The 24,215-nt window shown below is 39.2% G+C and carries 20 protein-coding genes; 13 read left to right on the forward strand and 7 right to left on the reverse strand.

Translation table 11 applies throughout. The annotated features are described in order from the left end of the window. The first annotated feature begins 34 nt into the window (after positions 1-34). From CFK37_RS20410 to CFK37_RS11095, 4 genes are all read left to right on the forward strand, one after another. On the forward strand, positions 35-733 hold the full coding sequence (locus CFK37_RS20410) for an SLC13 family permease (protein ID WP_245837207.1): 699 nt from the start codon (positions 35-37) through the stop codon (positions 731-733). Then, positions 694-1,404 (forward strand): SLC13 family permease, encoded by a 711-nt coding sequence (locus tag CFK37_RS20415; RefSeq protein ID WP_245837208.1) that lies wholly within the window; start codon positions 694-696, stop codon positions 1,402-1,404. The genes CFK37_RS20410 and CFK37_RS20415 overlap by 40 nt, the downstream gene beginning before the upstream one ends. A gap of 130 nt (positions 1,405-1,534) precedes the next feature. Next, on the forward strand, positions 1,535-2,866 hold the full coding sequence (locus CFK37_RS11090; RefSeq protein ID WP_089061914.1) for a DUF2252 domain-containing protein: 1,332 nt from the start codon (positions 1,535-1,537) through the stop codon (positions 2,864-2,866). Between the two features lie 114 nt (positions 2,867-2,980). Next, entirely contained in the window at positions 2,981-4,015 is a 1,035-nt protein-coding gene (locus tag CFK37_RS11095; RefSeq protein ID WP_245837209.1) for a potassium channel family protein, read from the forward strand. Positions 4,016-4,113: 98 nt separating this feature from the next. Here the strand turns inward: CFK37_RS11095 and CFK37_RS11100 are convergent, their stop codons facing one another. The 6 genes from CFK37_RS11100 to CFK37_RS11120 form a co-directional block, all read right to left on the reverse strand. After that, entirely contained in the window at positions 4,114-4,719 is a 606-nt protein-coding gene (locus tag CFK37_RS11100) for a C39 family peptidase (RefSeq protein ID WP_089061915.1), read from the reverse strand. A 98-nt stretch (positions 4,720-4,817) separates the two neighbouring features. Next, on the reverse strand, positions 4,818-5,177 hold the full coding sequence (locus tag CFK37_RS11105; protein ID WP_089061916.1) for a YmaF family protein: 360 nt from the start codon (positions 5,175-5,177) through the stop codon (positions 4,818-4,820). Between the two features lie 129 nt (positions 5,178-5,306). Beyond that, the gene (locus CFK37_RS20180; protein ID WP_172840495.1) at positions 5,307-5,462 is read right to left on the reverse strand and encodes a hypothetical protein; all 156 of its coding nucleotides are present in this window, start codon (positions 5,460-5,462) and stop codon (positions 5,307-5,309) included. An 89-nt stretch (positions 5,463-5,551) separates the two neighbouring features. Next, complete coding sequence (locus tag CFK37_RS11110) at positions 5,552-7,156, reverse strand: amidohydrolase (protein WP_245837210.1); 1,605 nt, start codon at positions 7,154-7,156, stop codon at positions 5,552-5,554. A gap of 163 nt (positions 7,157-7,319) precedes the next feature. Continuing rightward, complete coding sequence (locus tag CFK37_RS11115) at positions 7,320-8,894, reverse strand: IS1182 family transposase (protein ID WP_157724840.1); 1,575 nt, start codon at positions 8,892-8,894, stop codon at positions 7,320-7,322. A gap of 102 nt (positions 8,895-8,996) precedes the next feature. Next, positions 8,997-10,829: a glycoside hydrolase family 13 protein gene (locus CFK37_RS11120; protein ID WP_089061917.1), complete on the reverse strand. Its 1,833-nt coding sequence runs from the start codon at positions 10,827-10,829 to the stop codon at positions 8,997-8,999. A gap of 260 nt (positions 10,830-11,089) precedes the next feature. Between CFK37_RS11120 and CFK37_RS11125 the strand changes: the two genes are divergently transcribed. The 9 genes from CFK37_RS11125 (at position 11,090) to CFK37_RS11165 (ending at position 22,409) form a co-directional block, all read left to right on the forward strand. After that, on the forward strand, positions 11,090-12,379 hold the full coding sequence (locus CFK37_RS11125; protein ID WP_089061918.1) for a sugar ABC transporter substrate-binding protein: 1,290 nt from the start codon (positions 11,090-11,092) through the stop codon (positions 12,377-12,379). A gap of 191 nt (positions 12,380-12,570) precedes the next feature. After that, complete coding sequence (locus tag CFK37_RS11130) at positions 12,571-13,869, forward strand: sugar ABC transporter permease (protein WP_089061919.1); 1,299 nt, start codon at positions 12,571-12,573, stop codon at positions 13,867-13,869. Between the two features lie 5 nt (positions 13,870-13,874). Continuing rightward, positions 13,875-14,717, forward strand: a complete 843-nt coding sequence (locus tag CFK37_RS11135; RefSeq protein ID WP_089063632.1) for a sugar ABC transporter permease — start codon at positions 13,875-13,877, stop codon at positions 14,715-14,717. 27 nt (positions 14,718-14,744) lie between these two features. Continuing rightward, a complete protein-coding gene (locus tag CFK37_RS11140; RefSeq protein WP_089061920.1) occupies positions 14,745-17,099 on the forward strand; it encodes a glycoside hydrolase family 31 protein in 2,355 nt (784 codons plus the stop codon). Positions 17,100-17,130: 31 nt separating this feature from the next. Next, a complete protein-coding gene (locus tag CFK37_RS11145; protein WP_089061921.1) occupies positions 17,131-18,168 on the forward strand; it encodes a LacI family DNA-binding transcriptional regulator in 1,038 nt (345 codons plus the stop codon). Positions 18,169-18,384: 216 nt separating this feature from the next. Beyond that, entirely contained in the window at positions 18,385-19,749 is a 1,365-nt protein-coding gene (locus CFK37_RS11150) for a transposase (protein ID WP_089061922.1), read from the forward strand. A 125-nt stretch (positions 19,750-19,874) separates the two neighbouring features. After that, on the forward strand, positions 19,875-20,342 hold the full coding sequence (locus CFK37_RS11155) for a flavodoxin (RefSeq protein ID WP_089061923.1): 468 nt from the start codon (positions 19,875-19,877) through the stop codon (positions 20,340-20,342). Between the two features lie 33 nt (positions 20,343-20,375). Continuing rightward, complete coding sequence (gene menC / locus CFK37_RS11160) at positions 20,376-21,491, forward strand: o-succinylbenzoate synthase (RefSeq protein ID WP_172840497.1); 1,116 nt, start codon at positions 20,376-20,378, stop codon at positions 21,489-21,491. Beyond that, complete coding sequence (locus CFK37_RS11165; protein WP_089061924.1) at positions 21,492-22,409, forward strand: DMT family transporter; 918 nt, start codon at positions 21,492-21,494, stop codon at positions 22,407-22,409. Positions 22,410-22,443: 34 nt separating this feature from the next. On the opposite strand, the gene CFK37_RS11170 is transcribed toward CFK37_RS11165, so the two are convergent. Continuing rightward, positions 22,444-23,778, reverse strand: a complete 1,335-nt coding sequence (locus CFK37_RS11170) for a short-chain fatty acid transporter (RefSeq protein WP_425445341.1) — start codon at positions 23,776-23,778, stop codon at positions 22,444-22,446. Positions 23,779-24,215 lie beyond the last annotated feature (437 nt).

Genomic DNA, 24,215 nt, shown 5'->3' on the forward strand with positions numbered 1-24,215 from the left:
CTTTATGAGAAGTTCTATTTACAAGGAGTAAAATATGAAAAAAGTAGTTTTGTTGACTGTAGCCATTGCCTTATATTTGTTGTTTTTACCTGAATATTTTAATTTTGACATCAAAATTAAGGCATTAGTAACGCTTGTAATTATACAAATCTTGTGGATTGGTAGGGTTTTTCCACTTGCGCATAGTTCCGTACTATTAATATTGATACTATCCTTCCACTTTTTTACTTATCAAGAAACCTTATCCTATATTAGTTCCGAAATCGTTTGGTTATTATTCTCAACTTTTATTATTTCACATGCATTTATAAAAACTGGATTAGCAAGTAGAATTTCCTTAATGATGTTGAAGTTGTCAAAAGGATCTGGTAAGGCTTTAATTCTAATATCTTATTTACTTATGTTCGTTTTATCCATTATGATTCCATCTAATGTAGGTAAGGGGAGTTTGGTCTCCACCGTTTTTGATAGTTTATTAAAAAATTTAAAGCAAATTAAAAATGTGCATAACCTAGCCAAATCATTGTTTATTGGCATAGCTTATCTTACATCAATTTCTGGAGCATTTGTTGCTACAGGGGCAAGTTCTACCATTTATGCCTATGGAATTTTAGGAGATTTCACAACAAACCTAAACTATCTTAAATGGATATTATACTTTGCTCCTCCCATTATATTATTTGCCATCATTCTATGGGGGTTATTCTTATTAATGTTTCCCCCGAAAGTATAGACAAAAAAGTAATTCTGGGTCTAATTGATGAACAAATTTATAAGTTAGGAAAAATAACCCTTGACGAGAAAAAAGTCATAATTATTATTGGTTTAACCTTACTATTATGGAGTACACAGCAACTTCACCATTTATCTATTCCTTTGATAGGACTTTTAGGTGCAGCGTTGACTTTTACTCCTTTAATAGGAGTTTGGAAATGGGATGACGCCAAAAAATCAATTGATTGGGATATGATTCTATTCTTTGCTTCGACAATAATGGTTTCCGGAATGTTAATAAATACTGGTACTGTTGGAATGATTGCTGACATATTAGTAACAAATATTTCACTGGAATCATCGTTTGCAGTATTGTTAATCCTTGTTTGCTGTACAGCAATATTACGTATTATCTTTGTGAACATTTTGGGCTTTTTAACAATCGTTTTACCATTGGCTATAACAATTGGAGAAACAATTCCCAATCTATCACCGTTACTTGTTACAATGGCTGTTTTTTTGGCTGGTATACCTGGATTTTTATTAATTACCCAGTCACCAGTTCATTTAATAACTTATTCATACAACTATTTTACTGAAAAAGATTTATTCAAAATAGGTGGTGTTTCGATGATAATCTGGAGCTTGATTATCGTTGTTACAACCAGTACTTATTGGAAGATTATTTAATCCTTCCGTTGTTAAAGTCGTGGGAAAGGAAGTTTCTTCTTTCCTAACTCTATCACCTGAAAAACCTTCTTAAAAAATGTAAAATGAAACTATCGGTAACTTTTAAACAGTTACCAGGGGAGGTTTTTTAATGGCGAATGAAATGATGGAACACATCCTATTAACGAGAAAAAAACTGCGTAAGGAAACGGTTGAAACAGTATTATCACAGTTTGACGGTGAATTACTTGATTTAAATTTTGAAAATCAGCGTCGTAAATATAAGAAAATGTTGGCGAATCCATTTCAATTCTATAGGGGGAGTGCATTCTTATTCTACTATGATGCGACGCAAGTTCCGTTTGTTTATCATACACCTGATGACAAACCGACTTGGCTGCAAGGTGATCTGCACTTTGAAAACTTTGGCGCCTACAAAAATAAAGAGGGCGATATCGTATACAATACAAATGATTTTGATGAGGGATATCTTGGGTCATATTTATATGATGTATATCGTATGGCTGTCAGTATTGCGTTGTACAGTGAGGAGCTTGGATATAGTGAAGAAGATCAAACTAATTTGCTCATCGTGTACTTACAGGCATATTATAAACAATTAGTTTCATTTGTTGATCGGGATGAACTGCCGGGATCGTTAACTTTCCAAGAATATAATACAACCGGTCCTGTTCAGAAAGTGCTGCAAGGATTGCCGGAACGGGAGGTCAATGCTGTTTTGGATGCAGTTACAACTGTTGAAAGCGGAGAGCGTAAATTCCAGGAAACAGAAGGTTTAAAGCATCTAACCGGTGATGAACAACAGGAGCTTGAAAATGCCTGGCCAGAATATATTGCCTCGCTTGCTCCGGATAACAAGCAAAGAGACGGATTTTATAGGATTAAAGACGTCGTAAAAAAACTTGGTGCTGGAACAGGATCCATCGGTTTATTACGCTATTATATCCTGATTGATGGACACCGGGATGGTGATGGCGGAGATTTGGTTCTCGAGGCAAAAGAAGCACGGACTCCTGCACCCAATCACTTTTTTCCATATGATGAACTGTTTTCAGATGAAGTAATTAATCAGGGAAAACGTGTTATCACTGCACAAAAAGCAATGCAGTATCTGGAAGATCCATACCTTGGTTATTTTTCAATTGGCAATCATGATTTTTATGTACGGGAAAATTCACCGTACGATGAAGCAGTTGACCCGAACGATTTGATGGAGGCGGAGAATATGGAATCAACCGTTGAAGTCATGGGAAAGGTTACTGCGAAAGCACATGCCCGTGCTGACGAATTTCACTTCGACCACGAAAGCGAAGAAGAAATCGTAAAAGCGATTGGCCCAGAATATAATGGATTCATTTCACAACTTGTTACGGCATCCCTCCAATACAAGAAACAAGTTCATGAGGATTATCAGATTTTCACCGAATGGTGTGCCAAGCGTTTTGATCTCCAAACAAAATAGCGGAATGAAAAACCGCAGTGCACAGTCACTGTGGTTTTTTAAATCTAGTTACACTTTTCCTATTAAATGCGATAAACTAGCATTATAACGTTTAATGCAAGGAGTAATGTACATATGATATGGTTTCTTACTAGGGTGTACCCAAAACTAAATCAAACAGGTAATATAAGGCTAGCTTTACTGGTTATCGCGGTATTCGGTTTTAGTTCGTATTTTATCCATTACCTAGAGCCCGAGACGTTTCCGAGTACATTTGAAGGTCTATGGTGGGTGTTAACGACTGTTACAACGGTTGGTTACGGTGATGTCTCACCACATACGACAGAAGGTAAAATTCTTGGAATCTTCCTTTTTGTTATAGGTATTGGTCTGATGGGTGTTGTAATTGGTAAAGTAGTAAATCTATTCTCGTTATATCGTACATTAAAGGAGGAAGGGAAATTGCCATATACCAAAAGCAATCACTACGTATTACTGGGATGGAGTAAAAAAACAAAAAGTACTTTAAAAGAGTTATTGTATGAGGGTGAAGACAGGGACATCGTGTTGATTGCGGAGCTTGCGCAATCCCCATATAGGCATGAAAAAGTTACATTTATTCAGGGTAACCCCGGAAACAGAGAAGCATTAATCGACGCTAATGTTGCCAAAGCAGCGTCGGTACTCATCTTCTCCGATGATAGTATACAAGATTCGTCACTGTCAGATGGAAAAAGTCTGCTGATTGCCTCCTCCATAGAGAAGTTGTCATTTGATTTGAATGAATCTATTTACACAATAGTTGAAGTACAGAAAGAAGACCATATTGATAACTTTAAGCACTTAAAGGTAGATGAATTTGTTATTTCCGATGAGACCTTCTCACGAATTATGGCAAAAGCATCCCGGTACCATGGATCTAGCTTAATTTATACAAAGTTAACTAGTGATTTAGAAGGGGAAAATATTTATCAAATTACTTCTGACAAAGAATGGAATACGTACAGGGATGCATTTATTTCATTACTGGAAAAAGGCGCAACACTCCTAGCAGACGGGGATAAGTTAAATATAAATCAGCGGCTGGATGAAAAAATTCCGGAAGATGCTAGATTATTCGTTGTCTGCAGTGTAGATACATACAAACAATATTGGAAAAAGGTGAAGTAAAACCTCATTACAAGCATCCCCGATATGTAAAACATAAATGGGGATGCCTTTTTGTTTGGTGGGAAATTACTTTACGAGTCTTGCTTAGCGGTTGTCTATCAAACGTCCAGTGTAACTGCCCGTTTCCCCATGGAAGCCCAATTCTTCTCAAAAAGCGATCGATCATAATATTCTTCCTTACCGGTGTACGGGTCATTTACGATGAGATTTTTTCCATCTATTCCTGTTAACACCACTGCATGTTCATTGCAGTACCAATCAATTCTGTTTCCATTTTCATCAAACCATGTATCGCTATGATATGTTTCTTTTTGACTGATTGTAGTCCATACCATAACTGGCTTACCAGAATGGATTATCTGAAGCAGTGGTTCAAAATCATGTCCAGTTAAATCTACACCTTTCCCTGGCATGATCTTTTCAATAGCTGCTAGAATAGGGCCCTCAAATACACCAAAACTTCCATCATCTGAATCAGAGTATGGGTCCCCAACAAAGGCTTGATTTGGGTTTGCTCCGAGCCACTTCCCCTCTAGCAATCTCACTTTATTTCCTTTTGGTAGTTTATCTACTGCCTCATATTTGCTGACAGTTGACCCGCCCCAGCTCAACAGCATTGCCAGCGAAGTTGCCTCACATCCAGTGGGCAGTTCAGGGTATTGGTTATAGATAGGTACAGTCACTTTTGTCCGTTGGTTCTTCATTCGTTTATCACCTCAGTTGAAACTAGTATATAATAGTTGGGCACATATTAATATAAAAAACCAGGAGATACATTTAGACCCCTGGTGAATGGTAATTTCTAGCTTTTAGATGGTTTTGTAAATCCCTTAATGATGTGTGTATGGCCATCGCTTTCAGTAGTTTGAACCTCAGCATAATGTGTATGATATCCGCCGGGCAATGGGATTGGGGTACTTGTGTATACCTCATAGTAATGAATGTGTTCATCATCAAAGGTTGTGTTCCCCCACATTAAGTGTACATGACCTTCCTCTGTTTCGATTGGTGTACTGGTTACCCCTGGGTGCAAATGTACATGATGATCATTGCAGGTTGTTGCGCCACCATGCCCGTGAGTGTGACCGGTTTCTTTCTTTTTAAGTCCGTTTGGTTGTTGGTTTGGACCATAATAATGGTTTGGCATCATATTATTATTCATTCCGTCAGCTCCTTTTTGAATTTCTAAAGTAGCCTATGTGAACCAAGCCCAATAACGTGCATGGACAATTAAACAAAAAGACAACACTCATTTTCCCCCTTTCTGATCTTGTAAAATAAAAGCAGATGATCACTCACTGTGATCATCCGCTTCTTTTTCCACTTTAGTGGCTATTTTACTTGCTATCCACCGCTTCGCTATCTCATCATCAATTTCATATTCTTTTCCTGCGCGCAGTATATCGCCGTGATACGCTGTCTGCACGTTCATCAGCACTTTTTGCATCAGACTTTCTCCTTCCAGATCGAACTCTTATGACTATTTTATCGCACTATCTGCAGACAGTAAAACACTTAAATTCGGCGGTATAAATCTCAGTCTTTTTGAAACACGCGTTCACCCCTGCTCCATGTTTCTACAACCTCGATACTATTTAATTCGCTTGGCTGCATTTCTTTTGGGTGTTCAGAAAGCAGGATAAGATCTGCTTGCTGTCCCGCTTCCAGACTGCCTTTCTCATGCTCGCGAAACTCTAATTCCGCAGCGCTTTGTGAATAGCCCTGGAAGCTTGAGTCAATCGATAACCTTTCATCTGGAATCCAGCCACCATTAGGATTTCCGTCCGTATCTGTACGGTTAACACCAGCGAAGATACCTGTAATTGGCGAAAGCGGTCCAATCGGTGTATCAGAGCTTAGCGTAAAAGGAATTTCCATGTTGTCTACTGTATTCCACGGATTACAGTATTTCTCTTGGTCTTCGCCTACCCAATTTACTGTTTGATCATATTCATTCATAATAAAACCAGGCTGTGTTTCGATATATGGTTTCACTTCCTGGAGTCTTTCCAAAAGATCAGGTGCGAGTACCTGTGCATGAATAATGCGGTGTCGCCGTTCTGTTACATTCACTTGTTCAAGTGCGTTCAATGATTGCTCCACTGTCCGGTCGCCAATGGCATGCATGGCCACCTGCATGCCATTTTCATGCGCGGTCTGAACAATTTCATTTAGTTCATCCTGTGAGTAGACTAGTTCTCCAGCTGTGTCCGGTTTGTCGTGGTATGCCTGCCGCAGTGCGGAAGTATGCAGTCGCTGCGTGCCATCAAGGAAAATTTTAATCGCTCCGACTTTGACACGTTCGCTGCCATCTCCAGTACGTTTGGCATTGGAACGAAGGAAATTTCGTAAATCGTCGATATTAAAAATATAGTGGTGCAAATGAACATCAATTTTCAAATGCCCATCTTTTTCCAAGTCGAGATAAGTGTTCCTTAGCCGCTCAAAGTTTCCGACAAAGTTTAAGTCATCCGTATGGACGGAAGTAATACCGTTTTCAAGCAAATGTGGAACAGCATCCCGCACTGCCTCATAAATTTCTTCCTCACCTTTTTGACGAAAATTAAATTTGATGAAATGGACAGCGGTATCCTTGAAACGCCCTGTCCAATTACCGTTATCATCAGTTTCGATAAACGTTTCGTGATTTTTTAACAACTTGGGCTCTTGTTTCAGTATTTTAAGTGCCTCATAATTAACAACGCATTCATGTCCGTCTTCATGGAGAAAGAATGCGGGTTTATTATATTCTAATTCTTCCAGGTCATCTGCGGTTAATGGATGGTCAATATCTGTCAACTGGCTGTCAATTAAACCACGTCCGACAACCCAATCATGTTCTTCCATTTTCGCCTCATTGTAGCGGTTGGTAATCAGATTTTTCATTTCTTCAAAAGACGTCACGCTGCGAAAGTCAAGCTCCATTTTCATTAGGCCGTAGCGTAGCAAGTGCATATGGGAGTCATTAAATCCAGCGGCAACAACACGTCTATCACAATCAACCACATGTGTGCCAGCTTCGTCAGTTAATCCTTTATGAACACCCTGTATTTTTTCCCCATCAATTTCGATGTGAAAAACGTCTTCAGTTGAATCATTTACAAAAGGTCTAAAAAGTCGTACATTGTTTAAGATTTTCAATTAAATACCCTCCAATATAGCGTCTATATACTGTTTACCCGAATTGTTAAAAGTAAAAAGAGGCTGGGACATAACTAGCCAAAAATAACTTAAAAATGGTTCTGATCATCGGTTTTTGATGATCAGAACCATTTTTCGTTGGATTGTCTTGATTATCTAGTGGTTATTTTGTCTTCATGGCGGTGTACTTCCTCAAGTTTACCGCCATGAATGCAAATCCTATTTCACTTTCTACTTTCTCTTTACCTCGTACAGACATACGAGTGAAGCACAAATTAGCCTTCAGAAATCCAAAGACTGGCTCCACATCGATTTTACGATTGCCGTAAATTTCACCAGTTTTCTCTTCCGAAAGCCGTTGCTTAATGTATTCTTTTTGTTGTTCCCATTTTTCGTTGTAATAAATTCTTCGATTATTTCCTTCCTTCGCTTTGGTGCATTGGGAACGCAATGGACAACCTGAACAGTCCTCAGACTCATAAACTTTAAACGATCGTGTTAGTCCGTATTTATCTGTTCGATTGGACATGTGGCTGAACATTAATTGTTTTCCATTTGGACAGGTAAACGTATCGTCTTCATTATTATATTCCCAATTGGCTGTATGGAAAGCGTTATTCTTATGCTTCTTTTTCTTCTCTTTTCGATACTGGTTATAGGTAATCAGCGGTGTGCGTTTTCGATTCTCGATGACATCTTCGTAGTTTTGTTCACTACCATATCCTGCGTCAGCCACGATGTGCTTTGGCAGCTTAAAGTAATTATTTTCTATGTTATCCAGAAATGGAATGAAGGTGCGAGTATCTGTCGGATTTGGGAATACATCATAAGCGAGCACATATTGTCCTTCGGTTGCAGCCTGCACATTATACCCAGCTTTCAGCTGGCCGTTCTTCATATAATCATCTTTCATTCGCATAAAAGTGGCATCATGATCCGTCTTCGAATAACTATTGCGTTCTCCGAAGATCTCCATGTCTTTTTGGTATTTCTGTTTTCGCGCCAAATAATCCTTGAATTGTTTGCGGTATTGTTTCGGTGCTTTACGGTCAGACCGTAGTTTTTTACGTGCGCTTACGTCTTCACTCGCTTCTATTTTCTTGTCATACGCTTCTACCTTGCCATCCAGCTGCTCCACTACTTTTTCGAGTTCTTTCGTGGACAGTTCCTCCAGGCTTTCCCGTTCGATTTCCGGAAGAATTTCTTTCTCCAATAATTCATCATACATTTGGTTGGATTTTTCCACCAAATTAGCACTGTACCTTTCAACCGATTTCCGCCATACAAACGTAAATTTATTGGCATTCGCTTCAATCTTGGTTCCATCAATAAAAATCGCTTCTTCATCAATTTGTTTTTCTTCCGCTAGCTGACAACGGAATTGCACAAAACATTGACGCAGTAGTTCTTTCACCTCTGGATGCACACGAAAACGATTGATTGTACGATAACTTGGTTCATAACCTTGCGCTAACCACATCATACGCACACTATCTTTAAGTAACCCTTCCATTTTTCTTCCAGAAAAAACCGACTGCGTGTAGGCACATAAGATAATTTTCATCATCATTTGTGGGTGATAGGCTGGACATCCAGTTTCACGGGAAAAGGCAGCGAATGCTTCCTCCGGAATCTGTGTTACAACATCATTTACTGCATAGGCAATATCATTTTTGTCCAATTTTATTTCTAAATCTAAAGGCAACACCACTTGATTTATGTTATAATTTTTAAACATAAGAATCCCTCCGATAATTATTGTGTGGTTACTTTAATTCTATCAAAGGGGATTCTTTTTGTTTAGTAAAAATAAACGATTATATAAAAAAAGCGTGGTATGTCACCTGAACGGTGAGTGCCACGCTTTTTTATTTACTGGGTTTTGTCCCAGCCTCTTAAAAATTTGTTCAAGTATTTTAAATCCATTAGGTTCTAGGTTTAGGGTAACCGAGTAGGCAAGGTCAACCCGCCTTTTGGTTATCGTACCTTGTTCAGGGATTAATTCGTTCACTTCTTCTTTCTCTTGCGTAAAGATGTTTTTCATACAAACTTCCCGATCATTATTATTAATCATGAAAATCAATCGTCTTTCATTACTGGATTTTTCATAGATAATTGTCTGTTCCCGATCATCAACTGACAAAAAGTGTAAATCACCGTCATTGCCAACGATTGAATCAGTGTTTCTAAAATGAATAAGGGACTGAATAAACTGGAATATATCTTGATCCTGTCTGTTTTCATCCCAAATCATGCAAGCACGGCACCCTGGATCCTGCCCGCCATCCATTCCAATTTCATCCCCATAATAGATACATGGTGTACCAGGAAAGGTAAACATAAACAAGTACATTAATTTAACACGTGCTGGATACCTGCCTGCAAGTGTTAAGATTCGTGATGTGTCATGACTATCCAGCAAATTAAAGGCAACTTCATTTACATTTTTAGGGTACATATGCTGAACACTAGTAATCTTGTTTGCGAAGGCACTGGCTGATATTTCTCTTTTACCAAAAAAATCAACTGCCGCATCGGTAAATGGGTAGTTCATGACGCCATCGAATTGATCACCCTGCAGCCATGGCATAGAGTCATGCCATATTTCCCCTAGAATATACACGTCAGGTTTCGCTTCTTTAACAATTGTGCGAAATGCCCGCCAGAATGCATGATCGACCTCGTTAGCAACATCTAGCCGCCAGCCATCAATATCAAATTCAAGAATCCAATATCGCGCAACATCCAATAAATAGTTTCGAACCTCTGGATGCTCCGTATTTAGTTTTGGCATTGATGAAACAAATGCGAAGGTATCGTAATTCGGTTCTGGCTTGGTGACCACGGGAAATTCATACAGATGAAACCAGTCTTTGTAAATTGAGTTCTCCTGATTTTTCAGTACATCCTGAAATGGTTCGAAAAAATAACCGCTGTGGTTAAAGACAGCATCAAGCATGATACGAATTCCGCGTCGATGGCACTCCTTCACTAATTTCCGAAAAGTTTCCTTGTCACCAAATTGTGGATCAATTTCCATATAGTCAATCGTGTCATATTTGTGATTGGAGTTTGCTTTGAAGACAGGGGTAAAATAAATTCCGTTTACCCCTAGTTTTACCAAATGATCTAAATTGTTCAGTACACCTTGAAAATCTCCACCAAACAGATTGGATGGGGAGGGGGGAGTGCTCCCCCAAGGTAAGGCATTTTCAGGATCGTTCGATTTATCCCCATTCGCAAAGCGCTCCGGGAAAATTTGATACCAGACAGTATGTTTCACCCAGGATGGTGCATTGAATACATCAATACCATTCACATAAGGAAAGCAAAAGTAAAAGGCTGTATCCGCTGGTGGGGATTGGAAAAACCCCCGTTCTGTATATATCGTGGTTTCATTAGCATCTGAGCAGCGAAAACCATAGCGCATACGGCGAAATTCCGGTTTTACCGCAATAAACCAAAAGTCATGGAAATCACTCGAACCGGATTTTTTCATTGCAAGCGTCTGGTTTACCCAACGGCCATCAGACCAATTGTATGGATCACCATAAATCAATACTGCGCTGTTCAAATCGTCTTTTTTCGTTTGCAGAACAATATGTAATGTTTTCCCATCGTATGCGTAGGCAAAATTATTTTTCGGTCGATGATAAATTGCTTCTTTCAGCATCAGGACACTCCTTTTTGTACAAACGTTTGTATAGATTTTGTCATTATTACCTATAATAGATTATTTTTATTCATTTGTTGCTAACTAGTATACCAGATTAAACTTATTGAGTAAGCGGTATCTGTCCTTTTTTTAAAAGAATATCGAAAAATTAAATTGTAGTTGAAATTATCTTAAAACGATGTATAATTAAAATAAATCTTTGTGCAAACGTTTTCGCAAAAGTAGTGCACAAAGCAAAACATTGGGAGGTCAATAACATGAAAAAATGGCTTGGTACTATCTTTTGCATGATGTTATTAATTGGAATATTAGCAGCATGCGGTCCAGATGAAACAAAATCAACAAAGAATGATTCCGATAAAGATGGGGAGAAAGCATCTGAGGAAATGCCCGAAAAACCGGAAAAGCTGACACTGTGGGTGAACGCTGAAGAAAAACAAGAAAAAGCCGTAAAACAAATTACCAACAAATACACAGAGAAAACGGGAATTGATGTTGAAATGGTTCCGATTAACATGTTAGATCAGGTTGAAAAGCTTAATGTAGAAGGTCCTGCGGGTAATGGCCCTGATATTATTTTCCAACCGCATGACCGTATCGGTGATTTGGTTCTCCGCGGGCTAGTAGCACCAGTTAGTTTAGGTGATAAAAAATCCGAGTATACGGATACAGCCTTACAGGCGGTCCAATATGATGGAGATTATTGGGGTTATCCTGCTGTAATCGAGACATACGCTATGTATTACAATAAATCACTAGTGGACGAGGCACCGAAGACAATGGAAGATTTAATGGCTATCGCAGAGCGTGATACAAAACCAGCTGAAGATAAATTTGGTTTCCTGATGGAGGCGGCTAATTTCTATTTTGTTTATCCATTTTTCTCAGGAAACGGTGCATACGTTTTTTCTAATGAGGATGGCAAATACGACATTTCTGATATCGGACTTGCTAATGAGGGGGCAATCGAAGGTGGAAAACTTGTTAAATCATGGTTTGAAAACGGTTACGTGCCACAGGATTTAACGCCTGATATTATGAATGGTTTATTTAAAGAAGGAAAAGTTTCCACTGTAATTAATGGTCCTTGGATGGTTCGTGAATATGGCGATGCTTTGGGTGATGACTTAGCTACTGCACCGTTACCGTTATTAGAAAATGGTGACAACCCGAAACCATTCGTTGGAGTGAAATCATACATGCTTTCCTATTACTCAGAAAATCCGGAATGGGCAGAGGATTTGATGGCATTTATAACAAATAAAGAAAATTCGATGACCTATTATGATATAGCTGGTGAGCTTCCTGCACGAAATGATTCGTTGAAAGATCCGGTGATTGCGGATGATCCGATCTACTCTGCGTTTGCAGAACAAACGAAGCACGGAGTTCCAATGCCTAGTGTACCAGCTATGCAGCAGGTTTGGGATCCTATTAATGATGCATTATCATTCATTTCTAAAGGGGAACCAGTGGAACCGGTCTTAAAAGAAGCTGTAAAAATTATTGGAAATCAGATTGAAGCCTCTGGGGCAACGACTAAATAAGAGGCGGGATACAAGATGAGGCTGGGACATAAGTTTTTTATCAATGGAAAAACCCGACTAAATCGAAAAATGGTGCATATGACCGCTGTGGAAATTAACAGCATTGTTCATATTTCTAGCTTATATTTTTCGATACGTCCCAACCTCATCCCATTTACTAAGAAATTTTCACTACATAGGGGGTTACGTATGTGACACAGGATCGACGAAAACAGAAAACAGGATTAGGTCGGCCCCGCAACATTGCAACTCTATTATCTATCATTTTCCCTGGCTTGGGACAATTCTATAACCGGCGTATTTTTAAAGGAATATTGCTTTTAATTATTGCTGTTTCCTTTTTGATTACTACGTGGCATTACATCGATATTGGATTATGGGGATTGTTTACACTTGGTACCATTCCACGTGAACATCATTCCATCCAGCTTTTAATTCAGGGATTAATCTCCCTCATTATATTAGGATTTGGAATTGCTATTTACTTTTTTAATATAAAGGATGCAAGACACGATGCAATTCATCGTGAAGAAGATAAAAAGAAGCCGTCATTTCTTCGGGGGGTTATCAATTTCTATGATCGTGGCTTTCCTTATTTCATGATACTTCCAGGTCTGATGATGCTCTTGTTTGTTGTAGTATTGCCACTTTTGTTTATGGTCAGCTTGGCATTTACTAACTACAATCAGTATAATTCGCCACCTAGAAAACTATTGGATTGGGTTGGCATGGATAATTTCCAAGCATTACTTAATGTTGGAATCTGGCAGGATACCTTTTTAAGTGTATTTACCTGGACGATTGTCTGGACAGTAGTTGCCACTACCCTGCAAATCGCCCTTGGATTATTTCTCGCGTTACTAGTAAATGACAAACGGATTAAGTTTAAGCGGGCATTGCGAACTGTTTTGATTTTACCTTGGGCTGTACCAGCATTCGTTTCCATTTTAATTTTCTCTGCCTTATTTAATCCGACTTTTGGTGCAATAAACCGGGATATATTGAGCCAATTTAATGTGATGATACCGTGGCTGTCTGATCCATTTTGGGCAAAGACTGCACTTATAATGATTCAGACGTGGCTTGGGTTTCCATTCGTTTTTGCCTTATTTACTGGTGTCCTGCAAAGTGTTCCAGCGGATATGTATGAAGCAGCAGATGTTGACGGGGGAACCCGCTTTCAAAAATTGCGGTTTATTACATTGCCGCATGTCCTGTTTGCAACTGCACCGCTCTTAATTATGCAATATGCCGGAAATTTTAATAACTTTAATATTATTTACTTATTCAATGAAGGTAATCCGGCGGTTCGCGGGCAAAATGCTGGCGGTACTGACATCTTAATCTCATGGGTCTACAAACTGACATTTGAAACGAATAATTACAATATGGCAGCAGCGATCACAATTATTATGGGATTAATTATATCAATTTTTGCCTTTTTCCAATTTAGAAAGACGGCATCATTCAAAGAGGAGGGGCGTTACTAATGGCTATACATTCTAAAACGAAATCAAAAATAGAAGTAACGTTCATTTATATCTTCTTCCTAATTATGTTTGTTATCATCGGCTATCCACTGTTCTGGGCAGTCATGATGAGCATTAATCCGGGATCAAACATGCTTGTAACGGATTTATTTCCAGATAATCCAACATTGGAACACTATATTTGGTTATTTACGGATCCTGGTAGTGATTATGTAACATGGTACAAAAATAGTCTTTATGTAGCAGTGGTTAATTCCGTTTTATCTGTTGCCATTACTTCGCTTATCGCCTATGCGTTTTCCCGGTACAAATTTATCGGACGGAAATACGGACTTTACATGTTCTTGTTATTACAAATGTTCCCGGCCCTAATGGGAATGGTAGCACTTTACATTTTATTAAATACGATTGGCCTGACAGATTCCTTATATGGTTTAATGCTGATCTATATAGGTGGTCAAATCCCGTTTAATGCATGGCTGGTGAAAGGGTATCTGGATACAATTCCAAAAGAATTAGATGAAGCAGCTAAGATTGATGGTGCAGGTCATTTGAAAATATTTCGGACCATTATACTGCCGCTTGCCAAACCCATTCTTGCTGTTGTGGCTTTGTTTAACTTTATGGCTCCGTTTATGGATTTCCTGCTGCCGCGGATTGTGTTAACAAGCCCGGAGAACTTTACATTAGCACTAGGATTATACAATTTTATCAATGATCAATTTTCAACGAACTTTACCCGATTTGCAGCTGGATCTATTTTAATAGCGATTCCAATTGCACTTGTATTTCTACTATTACAACGGTACTTAATTTCAGGATTAACCAGTGGTGCTACAAAAGGGTAGGTATACGAAGGAACAGGAGGAGCATTCATGCTAGAAGATACAAGCTTTGCAATTCATCCAGATAAGGATAAACAAACAAATGCACAAGCATATCAGGATATAGGGAGAGTGCTGGAATATAAAAAGACAGATTCCAATTATTACTTTATATGTGAAAATGGAAATGTCATGATTCGATTCTTCACATCGTCTATTGTGAGAGTTATCATGAATCCATTTGAAAAGCCTAAATTAGATTTGTCAAAAGCAGTCATTTCTATTCCGAATCAAGTATGTGTTGAAGCAGAAAAAGAAAAAGAATCAATTTTATTAACAACAGATCAGCTTCGGCTTACAATTATGACGGCACCATTCCGTGTTAAGGTTACCGATAAAAATAATGTTGTTTTACTTGAAGAAGAAAAATACGGAATGGGACATAAGGTTTCAGGTGAAATAGTTGCCCACAAGAAAATGTATCAGACAGATCATTATTACGGCTTCGGGGAAAAGTCTGGTTTTTTGGATAAGCGGGGCGAAAAATATACCATGTGGAACACGGATGTTTATGCACCGCATAATCCTGAAACCGACCCATTGTACGAATCCATCCCGTATTTTATGACTTTGCGCGATGGCAGAGCGCACGGCATATTTTTCGACAACACTTTCCGCACCGTTTTTGACATGAGGTCATTCAGTGATACATACGCCTTTATGGCTGAAGATGGTCAGTTGGATTATTATATTATGGCTGGCCCAACACCAAAAGACGTATTGTCCCAATACACACACCTTACCGGTAGAATGCCGCTCCCACCAAAATGGGCACTTGGTTACCATCAGTCCAGGTACAGTTATGGATCAGAAGCAGAAGTTCGTGAGCTTGCCGAAGAATTTGTGGAACGTGATATTCCAGTCGATGTGATTCACTTGGATATTCACTATATGGACGGCTATCGGGTATTTACGTTCGATAAAGAAAAGTTTCCAAATCCTAAACAAATGATCACAGATTTACGTGAAATGGGCATTCGCATTGTTCCAATTGTCGATCCGGGCGTGAAAAAGGATAGTGAATATCAGACCTACCAGGAAGGTATTCGTGGGGGTCACTTCTGCAGATATATTGAAGGGGAAACGTACTTTGGCGATGTATGGCCAGGAACAAGTGCATTCCCTGACTTCACCGATGAAAAGGTTCGAAAGTGGTGGGGTAATAAGCATGCTTTTTATACAGATATCGGGATCGAGGGTGTCTGGAATGACATGAATGAGCCGGCAGTTTTCAATGAAACAAAAACCATGGATACCGCGGTTATACACCGAAATGACGGAAAACCAGCCACACACCGTGAATTGCATAATGTGTACGGTTTATTGATGGGTAAAGCAACATATGAAGGAATGAAGGAACAGCTTCATGGCAAACGTCCATTTCTATTGACGCGGGCAGGTTACGCTGGTATTCAACGATACGGTTCTGTTTGGACCGGTGATAACCGCAGTTTCTGGGAGCATTTGCAAATGTCCCTGCCGATGTGTATGAATCTTGGCTTGTCTGGTGTGCCATTCACAGGTCCTGATGTTGGTGGATTTGCGCATGATACAAACGCAGACCTATTAGTACGCTGGATGCAGGTGGGAGCATTCACGCCGTATTTCCGGAATCATTCCGCAATCGGCACCCATTATCAGGAACCATGGCAATTCGGTCAAAAATATGAAGCGATTATGAAAAAGTACATTCAGATGCGTTATCAATGGATGCCGCAGCTATACACCTTGTTTTATCAGGCAAGCATGACAGGTGCTCCTATCATGCGCCCGTTGTTAATGGAGTTTCCAGATGATGAGAAAACATATAATCTGAACGATCAATTTATGATTGGCGACAATGTAATCATTGCACCTATCTTAGCCCCAAGTGTCACGGATCGGGCGGTTTATCTGCCAGCAGGTGAATGGGTGGACTTTTCTGATGGAACAGTTTACGACGGAAAACGGACTCACTTAATTCATGCAGAACTGAAGGAGCTTCCGATTTTTGTGAAAAAAGGAACTGCACTTATGCAAACGAAATGGATATCTAATACAGATAAAGCACCGGAGAATGTATGTATGGATGTTTACGCGGGAACAAATGAAGAAAAGTATATCATGAACTTTTATGATGATGACGGAGAAACTTTTGCTTATAATGATGGAAGGTATCTGCAGCTCAAACTTGAAGTAGTATCAAAAAAAGACGCTGTCAGCATCACTGTTTTAAACAAAGCGGGTGACTTTAAGCCAGCATATAGTACAATTGAGGTACGCGTACATGGTTTGGCTGAGGACCAGAAGACGGTGATTAATGGTGAGGATGTGCGTGACAAAGCGATGATTGATCTAGTAAACTAAATGAAACAATACAAAATAGAGGGTGGAACGAATGAGTGTAACAATTAAAGATGTAGCAAAAGCAACCGGTGTGTCGCCCTCTACTGTTTCAAGAGTAATTGCCGATAACCCAAGAATAAGTCCAGAAACGAAAAAGCGTGTTCGAAAAGCGATGAAGAGTCTAGGCTATTATCCTAATGTTAACGCAAGGAATTTGGTAGGAAAATCGACAAAAACGATTGGCGTTATCATGCCATCTTCCGCAGATAAAGCATTACAAAATCCTTTCTTTCCGGAAATATTACGGGGGATCGGTTCCTATACGCATAAATTGCAGTATTCCTTGTTTTTATCAACAGGTGAAACTGAGGAAGAAACATTTGATGAAGTACAGCGGATGGTATATGGCAGTTATGTTGACGGCGTTATTTTGTTATATTCACGAGCAAATGACAGACTGACGCAATTTTTACGTGAACGCGAATTTCCATTTGTCATCGTTGGTAAACCATATGAACATATGAATGAAATAACTCACGTGGACAATGACAACTTTGCAGCGGGCAAAGAAATTACGGAACATCTTATTGAGCTTGGACACGAAAAGATTGCATTTATTGGCGGATCAAGGGAATTATTTGTGACAACAGACCGGCAATCCGGCTATGAATCAGCCATGATGGATGCAAAGCTCAATCTTCCTGAAAACTATAAATTTCATGCAGAGTTTTTAAAATCTGGCGGGCGGGAGGCAGTAGAGCATTTATTCTCACTAGATAATCCGCCCACTGGTCTTGTTATCAGTGATGATTTGATGAGTTTCGGTGTGCTGAGTATGCTGGAAGAGTTTGGTCTTTCCGTTCCTAGAGAAGTCTCTGTTGTCAGCTTTAACAATGTCTATTTATCGGAAATCATCAGACCCGCACTTACTACAGTCGATGTTCAAATTCACACTCTGGGGGCACAATCAGCCAAAGCTTTAATTGAAAAGACGATAAATAAATCTGAACCGGCAAAACGCATTATGATTCCGCACACAATTGTTTACCGGGATTCGGCAAGTGAATTGAAAAGGAAGCCACTCAAGTAGGCCTCCTTTTTTTATTGTTAATAGTTTGTCACGTTTTTGACAGAATAAGAAAAAGCCCTGCCTAAATAATTGAATATAAGGGTGAAGGTGCAGTCCCGTTTCAAACTACGTAACATTTAGTGGTTGTTAACTTTTACAAAATTTTATCTTATTTGTTGCTTTAATTGGCCCAAGGTTATACAATTAGGAACAAGGGTTCGTGTTGGGGGAGTTTTCATGGAACAAACAAAGACTATTAAAAATAAAATTTTATCACATGGAAGCACTGCTTTGGAACCTACACTTCTTATTTATCGTGATGCGCTTGGTTTCATTATAGAAGTAATCGAAAAAGAGTATTCTCTTTTGGAAGGTTTACGAACAAAAAAAATGACTACAGCTGTCGAAAAGTTCATCCATCGAACAAAAAACAACCCCACCCCGAAATACGATTTTACAAGTAATTTTTATAAATTTCCTTCTTACTTAAGAAGATCAGCGATTTCGAGAGGTTTCAGTATTGTAAAAAGTTATCGTGCAAACCTTCGAAATTGGGAGGTTGAGAAGTCTCAGATACTTGGCGAAGGCAAGGTTCTTAAGAAAAAACCTCCGGTTTTAAGTGTCGAACACGACGCGTTTCCGGTACTTTATAAAGGAAATATGTTTAATCGCCTTTCTACTGATCAAGCAGAAGTTAAAGTTTACAAGAATAACGACTGGGCCTGGGAGACAATCACCTTTAACGATAAAAACCTTAAAAATAGAAGAATTATGGACTGGAAAGAAAACAATCCTACGCTTGTAAAAGTCGGAAAAAAATACTTTATAAATTTCTCTTATACGAAGGAAATAAAACTCAATAAAACAAAAGTTATAGATCAAACCATTGTTTCCGTTGATCTTGGGCTGACCAATTCTGCAGTTTGCTCTGCAATGTATTCAGATGGAACTGTCATTGGAAGGAAATTTATTAATCAACCAATAGAAAAAGACCGGATGAACACACTTCTTGGAAAGCTCAAAAAAGCGCAACGCAATTCAGGTTTTATCGAAGCGCCAAATTATTGGAAAAAAATCAATGGATTGAAAAACCATATAAAAGTAAATACGGCATCTGAAGTTATAAAGTTTGCTGAAACTTATAATGCCGATATCATTGTATTTGAATACCTAGGAAAAATGCGTGTTCCTAAGGGCATATTTGGTGCGAAGAAATTACGTCATAAATTACACCATTGGTGCAAACTAGGCATACAATCAAAAGTCGAGGAAATGGCTCATTACCGCCAAATGCGTATTAGAAGAATTAATCCGAAATACACATCGAAGCTTGCTTTTGATGGATCTGGAAAAGTTAAACGTAATGATAAAAAAGATCTTGCTACATTTAAAAGTGGCAAGGTCTATCACGCAGACTTAAGTGCTTCCTATAATATAGGGGCTCGTTATTTTATAAGAGAAATCATCAAACCCTTTTCCGAAAAGAAAAGGTTGCTTTTGGAGGCAAAAGTTCCTTCACTGGCAGCTAGAACTCGGCTGACATTGGCTTCATTAATTAGCTTACATCAGGCACTACGCACCAACGGTGCAAAACCAGCGTGAAGTTTGCTGTATTTAAGTCAATAGATGCTTCATCTAAATCTTCGATTTAGGTGGGGAGGTTCACTATAAATATCACTATCAAAAGGTAGAAGAGTGTGCATTGTTACAGGTAGGAGGGATCAGCTATGAGCAAAATATTAATGCTATATGCGAGTGTAACGGGTAACACAGAGGAAATTGCTGTAGCTATCGCGGAAATGTTACAAAAATATAATCATGAGATCACGATGAAAACATTTGATGTAGATGCAATAGATGTTGAGGAATTAACGGAGTACGATGCAATTCTTGTTGGTACATATTCTTGGGACGACGGTGCTATGCCTTATGAGGTCGAGGATTTTTATGAAGAGCTGGAAGATGCGGAACTAACAGATAAATTGGTCGGTGTTTTTGGATCTGGTGATACATTTTATGAGACATTTGGCGGTGCTATTGAATTGCTTGGAAACCGATTTGAGGAATTGGGCGCCAATGTGATGCCTGATTGGATTAAGATTGATTTAGAACCCGATGAAAAGGATTTTGCCCGCTGTCAAAAGTTTGCAGATGATTTGACCACGAAGCTCCTAAAGATAGTTGAAGCAGAATAGATTGAACTAAACAATGAGGAGGTTACATAAGAAATGGTGCCACTTCAAAAAGTTACTCTGCATAAGTTAAAGATGCGCCTGAAGTTTCCGTTTCGAACAAGCTTTGGAACAATACAGGATAAGGAATTTTTTATCATTGAGGCAATGGACGACAAGGGAAATAATGGATTCGGTGAATCGGTATCATTTTCAAGTCCATGGTATACCGAGGAAACAACAGCCACGAATGAGCACGTTATGAAGGACTTCCTCATTCCGCTGCTAAAAGGCAGGCCAATTAATCATCCCGATGACATTACTGAAACTTTCCGTGTGATACGTGGAAATAACATGGCAAAGGCAGGAATTGAAGGCGCTATTTGGGATTTGTATGCTAAACAGCGGGGCGAGACTTTAGCAACAGCACTTGGCGGTATAAAGAAAGAAATTGATGTGGGTGTCAGCCTCGGAATCCAACCCGATATCAATGATTTGCTAGCAGACATTGACAATCATCTGAAACAGGGCTATAAACGAATTAAATTAAAAATTAAGCCCGGCCAGGACTTGGAGATATTGCAGGAAGTTCGTCAGCACTTTCCGGACACACCGATCATGGCCGATGCGAATTCGGCATATTCCTTACAGGATAGTGACCATTTGAAAAAGTTTGACGGGCTTAATTTAATGATGGTGGAGCAACCACTTGCACATGATGACAGGCTTGATCATGCGAAGCTTCAGAAGGAAATCCAGACACCAATTTGTTTGGATGAAAGCATTCATTCCTACGATGATGCCCGACACGCAATTGAACTTGGATCATGCAAAATAATTAATGTGAAAATAGGGCGGGTTGGCGGATTGACCGAAGCAAAGCGGATTCATAATCTATGTCAAGAAAAAGATGTACCAGTCTGGTGCGGAGGCATGCTGGAAGCCGGGGTTGGGCGTGCACATAACATCGCTTTGACCACCCTGCCCAATTTTACATTGCCAGGTGATACAGCGGGTTCTTCCAGGTACTGGGAAAAAGACATTATCAAACCAGAGGTAGAGGTTCAGGATGGAACCATCACTGTCCCAACCAATTCTGGGATTGGATACGAAATTGATCGAGAAGCATTGAAATCATTCCGTGTTGGATGTTATGAATACGAGGTGTTTTAAATGGTGAAAAGGAGTCTGCGTACTCCTTTCTTTTCGTTTGCGAACAAAGAGAAATGGATGGTATGGTTACTCATTTTATTAATCACGTTAATTTGGGGCTATGCATGGGTGTTAATGAAGGAAGTACTTAATTTCATGGGACCATTTACGTTTTCTGCGTTTCGGTTCGGAACAGGAACTGTTGTCCTTTTAATCCTTGTTTATTTGATGAGAACCAAGGCTCCACCAAAGAAAAATTGGATCCACTTAATCGTTCTAGGGATTTTACAGACTTCAATCGTTTTCTTGCTCGTTATGTATGGACTTTCCTTCGTTGGTGCTGGGAAAGCTTCTGTACTATTGTATTCGATGCCGATTTGGAGCACTATTTTAGCGGTCAGATTTTTACAGGAAAAAGTAACAGGTGCCAAAATTACCGGACTAGGGCTCGGAATGCTCGGACTCCTGATGATATTGGGCTGGGATTTGTGGATTGGCCAGGAACCCAAAACGATAGTTGGTGAGATTCTAATTGTTGTTGCGGCAATGTCCTGGGGAGCATCCAACGTGTATTACCGGATAAAGCTGCCTGGTGTTCCTAAGCTCCAGGTTAATGCCTATCAAATGTTATTTGGAACTATCGGTATTTTGATTGCGGCGTTCATCACAGAATGGGGAGAGCCGGTCAGCTTAACTACAGAAAGTATTTACTATATTTTATTTACAGGAGTATTGGCTTCGGCACTGTGCTTCACGGTATGGTTCATGATTCTAAGTATGATTGATACAGTGACAGCCACGTTATCCACATTGCTTGTGCCGGTATTTGGCCTGTTTTTAGGATGGCTTATTCTGGGTGAGAAATTATCGTTGGGCATTATTATTGGTTCGATATGCATTATCGTTGGTATTATTGTTGCGCAGATAACTAAAAAATAGATCCCTTATAGAGTAGGGACCTATTTTTTTAGTTTTAAAAGAATAATAGTCCAATAGAAATTGGAATGAAGCTCCAAAGTAGGATCATGACACAAAAACCCATAATGTCCCTTACCTTCAATCCAGCAATCGCAAGCAACGGCAATGCCCAAAATGGTTGGATCATGTTAGTCCATGCATCCCCCCAGGCGACTGCCATTGCTGTTTTAGCTGTGTTTGTACCAAGTTCTATAGCTGCCGGAATCATAATAGGTCCTTGAATTGCCCATTGGCCACCACCTGAGGGGATAAAGAAATTAACTATACCAGCACTTAGAAAGGTGAAAAAGGGAAACGTGAAGTCATTGGATATGCTTACAAACCATAATGACATTTGTTCTGATAAACCGGATGCAACCATCATTCCCATAATTCCTGCATAGAATGGGAATTGGATGATGATTCCTCCGACGTTTTTAACTGCATGTGATACACTGTTTAAAAATCTTCGTGGTGTTTTGTGAAAAATAATTCCAAGGAAAAGAAAGATGAAATTTACGATATTGATATTTAGATCAAAGCCATTTGCTGCAAAATGGTAGATAATAAAAGCAAAACCAAACGCCCCAATGATTAGGGAGATGATTTGGCTATTTTCTAACCGGTCAGCGGGTGTAAGGTCTATATCATGTTCGGATTGATCTTCCGGTTCACTGATTGAATCAGGCTCCCATAATGAGGGATCTATGCTGCTTATGGAATCCCTAGTGTTCATTAAGAATCTGTTTAATAACGGTAAAGTTACTAGCAATGTTAGCGCGATGAATAAATTGAAACCGCTGAATAACGTATCTGCGACAGGAATGATGCCCATTTTATCTTCCAGGAAATGGCCGGGTGTTGCAATTAATAGTGGTATAGATCCGGATAAGCCACCATGCCAAAGCAAAAAGCCACTGTAGGCACTTGCCATAAGCAATCGATAGTCAACTCCGTGAACGCGTTTAGCCACGTGGATGGCGAGAAGTGCACCAACAACTAGTCCGAATCCATAATTAATTAAACAGGCAACTGCAGCTGTAAAGGTAACCAGCATAATAGCCTGACCAGGTGTGTTTGCCAGTTTGCTGATCCTGGTTAGCAATTTCTTTACAATAGGAGTGCTTGCCAGAATATAACCGGTAACAACAATCAACGACATTTGCATAGCAAAGGCTAGCAGGTCCCAAAATCCTCCCCCCCAATATTCCACCATTTGGACAGGAGAACTCTCTGTTAAACCAATTCCTAATAGAAAGACCGCGAATGTTAGTATAATGGCAAATAAAAAAGCATCTGGCAAATAACGCTGAACCATGCGGTCAAAAAAAGATGTTAGCGATTTAATCATTAAGTCTATCCTCCTCCTTATTTAATTTATTCTATTTTTTGAGCTTGAAAATATGTTCGAAAAAAAAGGCAAAAAAAGACCTTGACTACTCATAAGGGGAGGTCAAGGTAAAATGTATCCAATTATCTGGTGAATGTAATTCGGGGAGGGAACAACATCCACCGGGTAATTTATTTAGCTTACGTCTACTATACATCCATCCCCTTATAGAAGTCTATACCACTTAAGTCATAAAAAACTTGGGACACCTTGCAGAATCGTGTCAATAGTCGGGGGTAATTTGTAACCTTTTTGGATTTATTTGTCAAATAGTAATAGATTTTAAAATTAATTGTTTGTTAATCAATAGTTGTATAGAATGTATAATAATAATGTGTAACTTCTTAAATGGAGATTGCAGCCCGTCAAGCTCGATAAATAAGTTGAAAAGGAATGAG

Origin of the sequence: Virgibacillus phasianinus, from assembly GCF_002216775.1 — a bacterium.
GTDB lineage: Bacteria > Bacillota > Bacilli > Bacillales > Amphibacillaceae > Virgibacillus_F > Virgibacillus_F phasianinus.

Bases quoted from the DNA above. Each gene is read 5' to 3' on its own strand.
- CFK37_RS11095 (WP_245837209.1), top strand. From the start codon at position 2,981: ATGATATGGTTTCTTACTAGGGTGTACCCAAAACTAAATCAAACAGGT.
- CFK37_RS11170 (WP_425445341.1), bottom strand. From the start codon at position 23,778: ATGATTAAATCGCTAACATCTTTTTTTGACCGCATGGTTCAGCGTTAT.
- CFK37_RS11125 (WP_089061918.1), top strand. From the start codon at position 11,090: ATGAAAAAATGGCTTGGTACTATCTTTTGCATGATGTTATTAATTGGA.
- CFK37_RS11115 (WP_157724840.1), bottom strand. From the start codon at position 8,894: ATGTTTAAAAATTATAACATAAATCAAGTGGTGTTGCCTTTAGATTTA.
- CFK37_RS11120 (WP_089061917.1), bottom strand. From the start codon at position 10,829: ATGCTGAAAGAAGCAATTTATCATCGACCGAAAAATAATTTTGCCTAC.
- CFK37_RS11165 (WP_089061924.1), top strand. From the start codon at position 21,492: ATGGTGAAAAGGAGTCTGCGTACTCCTTTCTTTTCGTTTGCGAACAAA.
- CFK37_RS11090 (WP_089061914.1), top strand. From the start codon at position 1,535: ATGGCGAATGAAATGATGGAACACATCCTATTAACGAGAAAAAAACTG.
- CFK37_RS11105 (WP_089061916.1), bottom strand. From the start codon at position 5,177: ATGAATAATAATATGATGCCAAACCATTATTATGGTCCAAACCAACAA.
- CFK37_RS11155 (WP_089061923.1), top strand. From the start codon at position 19,875: ATGAGCAAAATATTAATGCTATATGCGAGTGTAACGGGTAACACAGAG.
- CFK37_RS20180 (WP_172840495.1), bottom strand. From the start codon at position 5,462: ATGCAAAAAGTGCTGATGAACGTGCAGACAGCGTATCACGGCGATATA.
- CFK37_RS11145 (WP_089061921.1), top strand. From the start codon at position 17,131: ATGAGTGTAACAATTAAAGATGTAGCAAAAGCAACCGGTGTGTCGCCC.
- CFK37_RS11150 (WP_089061922.1), top strand. From the start codon at position 18,385: ATGGAACAAACAAAGACTATTAAAAATAAAATTTTATCACATGGAAGC.
- menC (WP_172840497.1), top strand. From the start codon at position 20,376: ATGGTGCCACTTCAAAAAGTTACTCTGCATAAGTTAAAGATGCGCCTG.
- CFK37_RS11100 (WP_089061915.1), bottom strand. From the start codon at position 4,719: ATGAAGAACCAACGGACAAAAGTGACTGTACCTATCTATAACCAATAC.
- CFK37_RS20415 (WP_245837208.1), top strand. From the start codon at position 694: ATGGGGGTTATTCTTATTAATGTTTCCCCCGAAAGTATAGACAAAAAA.
- CFK37_RS20410 (WP_245837207.1), top strand. From the start codon at position 35: ATGAAAAAAGTAGTTTTGTTGACTGTAGCCATTGCCTTATATTTGTTG.
- CFK37_RS11140 (WP_089061920.1), top strand. From the start codon at position 14,745: ATGCTAGAAGATACAAGCTTTGCAATTCATCCAGATAAGGATAAACAA.